3 protein-coding genes are annotated in these 2,748 nt (G+C 67.6%); all 3 read left to right on the top strand.

Going from position 1 to position 2,748, the window contains the following annotated elements; translation table 11 throughout:
- Positions 1–488 (top strand): ABC transporter ATP-binding protein (locus tag ACFE86_RS22305; RefSeq protein WP_375457495.1); only part of this gene is annotated, 488 nt, incomplete at its 5' end.
- A 4-nt stretch (positions 489–492) separates the two neighbouring features.
- Positions 493–1,815 carry a SufD family Fe-S cluster assembly protein gene (locus tag ACFE86_RS22300; protein ID WP_375457494.1) on the top strand — a complete coding sequence of 441 codons (1,323 nt, stop codon included), beginning with the start codon at positions 493–495 and terminating at the stop codon, positions 1,813–1,815.
- Between the two features lie 58 nt (positions 1,816–1,873).
- On the top strand, positions 1,874–2,748 hold an 875-nt coding region (locus tag ACFE86_RS22295), incomplete at its 3' end, for an aminotransferase class V-fold PLP-dependent enzyme (protein ID WP_375457493.1).

The following is a 2,748-nucleotide window of genomic DNA, read 5'->3' as shown; positions in this document are numbered from 1 at the left end:
AGATCCCCGGCGTCGGCACGATGACCTTCCTCAAGGCCTGCCTCAACGCGCAGCGGCGCGCCCGCGGCGAGGCCGAGATCGCGACGCCGGACTTCATCCGGAAGGTCAACGCGGCCGCCGAGAAGCTCGAGATCAACAAGGACATGCTCAAGCGCGCGCTCAACGTCGGCTTCTCCGGCGGCGAGAAGAAGCGCATGGAGATCCTTCAGATGGCGCTGCTGGAGCCGAAGTTCTGCGTGCTCGACGAGACCGATTCCGGCCTCGACATCGACGCGCTGCGCATCGTCTCCGAGGGCGTGAACGCGCTCCGCGCGCAAGGACGGGCGTTTCTCGTCATCACGCACTACCAGCGGCTCCTGGACTACATCGTGCCCGACACCGTGCACGTCATGTCCAAGGGCCTGATCGTGAAGACCGGCGGCAAGGAACTCGCTCACGAGCTCGAGGCGTCGGGCTACGCCGAGTACCGCACCAACGAGGCCGCGTAAGCCCATGGCCGACATCGCCAACTTGCGCACCTCCGCCGAGACCGGCATCTCGAACCTGTTCGAGACGGCCCGCAAGGGGTTCGGCAGCGATACGACGATCGCCCGCGAGGAGGCGTTCCGCTTCTTCGAGGCAGCCGGCCTGCCGAGCCGCCGCGTCGAAGCGTTCAAGTACACGGACCTGCGTGCCGCGATGCAGGAGGCGGCCCCGCCCGCCGAGGCGCCGGCCCTCGAGGTGGCCGAGGCCGCGGTCGGAGGAGCCACGGGCTTCTCCGCGATCGAGGCCGTGCGTCTCACCTTCGTCAACGGCCACCTGATCCGCGAGCTGTCGGATCTCGACCACGTCCCGGCCGGCGTTTCGGTGGCGCCGCTGAACGACGCGCTCGCCGCGGGCGACATGCGCCTGAAGAACCTCGCCCCCGTGGCGCAGGCGCGCGAGAACCCGATCTACCAGCTCAACACCGCGTTCCTGGCCGACGGGGCGCTGATCTCCGTGGCGCCCGGCGCCAAGGTCGAGATACCGCTGCACCTGCGCTTCGTGGGCGCCGGCACGGACGGCTTCTCGACCGCGACGCGCGTTCTTGTCGAGGTGGGGGATGGGGCCGAATTCACGCTGCTGGAAAGCCACGAGGGTCCCAACGGCCTGACCTATCAGCCAAACGATGCCCTCGATGTGCTTGTCGGCAAGCACGGCGTCTTCCGTCATGCCCGCATCAACCGCGAGGGCGACAAGGCGATCGCCCTCTCGACCATCAGCGTGCGCCTCGACGACGAGGCGCACTTGGAGACGGTGAACCTCGTCACCGGCGCGGTGCTCTCCCGCCACCAGATCTACATGCATGTGGCCGGCGAGAACGTGAACGCCGTGGTCAACGGCGCGACGATGCTCGGCGACGGGCAGCTCGCCGATTCGACGCTGCTCGCCGACCATGCGGCGGTCGGCGGCATCGGCCGCGAGATGTTCAAGACGGTGATCGACGGCGACGCCACCGGCGTGTTCCAGGGCAAGATCATCGTCCGGCAGGTCGCGCAGAAGACCGACGGCAAGATGAAGTCCGATTGCCTGCTCCTCTCCGACGCGGGGCAGATGATGAACAAGCCGGAACTCGAGATCTTCGCGGACGACGTCGCTTGCGGCCACGGCGCCACCTGCGGCGCGCCCGACCAGGATCTGCTGTTCTATCTCATGGCCCGCGGCCTGCCGAAGCCGATCGCGGAAAGCCTGCTCGTGCAGGCGTTCGTCGGCGAGGCGGTCGAGTCGGTCGCGCACGAGGGTGCCCGCGCGGCGCTGATCGGCGAGATCGAGGCGTGGCTCGCCGCACGAAGCTGATCCCTAACCCCTCTCCCGCAGAGGAGATGAGGGTCGGAAACGAGGCGAGACGACACAGATGAACGCACCCACCCGCCTGCCCCCCTACGACGTCGAGGCGATCCGAAAGGAATTCCCGATCCTGTCCGAAAAGGTCTACGGCAAGCCGCTGGTCTATCTCGACAACGCCGCGTCGGCGCAGAAGCCGCGCGCGGTGATCGACGCGATGGTCGCGTGCATGGAGACCGGCTACGCCAACGTCCATCGCGGCCTGCATTTCATGGCGAACGCGGCCACCGAAGGGTTCGAGGGCGCGCGCGAAACGACGCGCCAGTTCCTCAACGCGGCCTCGACCGACGAGATCATCTTCACCCGCAACGCCACGGAAGCCTACAACCTCGTCGCCTCCTCGATGGCTTTAGCCGGGCTGATCGGGGAGGGCGACGAGATCATCCTGTCGATCATGGAGCACCACTCCAACATCGTGCCCTGGCACTTTTTGCGCGAGCGGCGCGGTGCGGTGATCAAGTGGGCACCGGTCGATGACGACGGCAACTTCCTCGTCGAGGACTACGCGAAGCTGTTCTCGCCGCGCACGAAGATGGTGGCGATCACGCAGATGTCGAACGTGCTCGGCACGATCACGCCGGCCGCCGAGATCGTCCGCATCGCCCACGCCCACGGCGTGCCGGTGCTGCTCGACGGGGCGCAGAGCGCCGTGCACGGCCCGATCGACGTGCGCGCGCTCGATTGCGACTTCTTCGTCTTCACCGGCCACAAGGTCTACGGCCCGACCGGCATCGGCGTGCTCTACGGCAAGAAGGACTGGCTCGACCGCCTCCCGCCCTACCAGGGCGGCGGCGAGATGATCCGCACGGTCTCCGAGGATACCGTCACCTACAACGACCCGCCGCACCGCTTCGAGGCGGGCACGCCGGCGATCGTCGAGGCGGT

The sequence above is a fragment of the uncultured Methylobacterium sp. genome (assembly GCF_964244095.1).
In the GTDB taxonomy this organism is placed as follows: domain Bacteria; phylum Pseudomonadota; class Alphaproteobacteria; order Rhizobiales; family Beijerinckiaceae; genus Methylobacterium.
The sequence above is the reverse complement of the archived record's forward strand: the minus strand, read 5'-3'. Positions and strand labels throughout refer to the sequence as shown.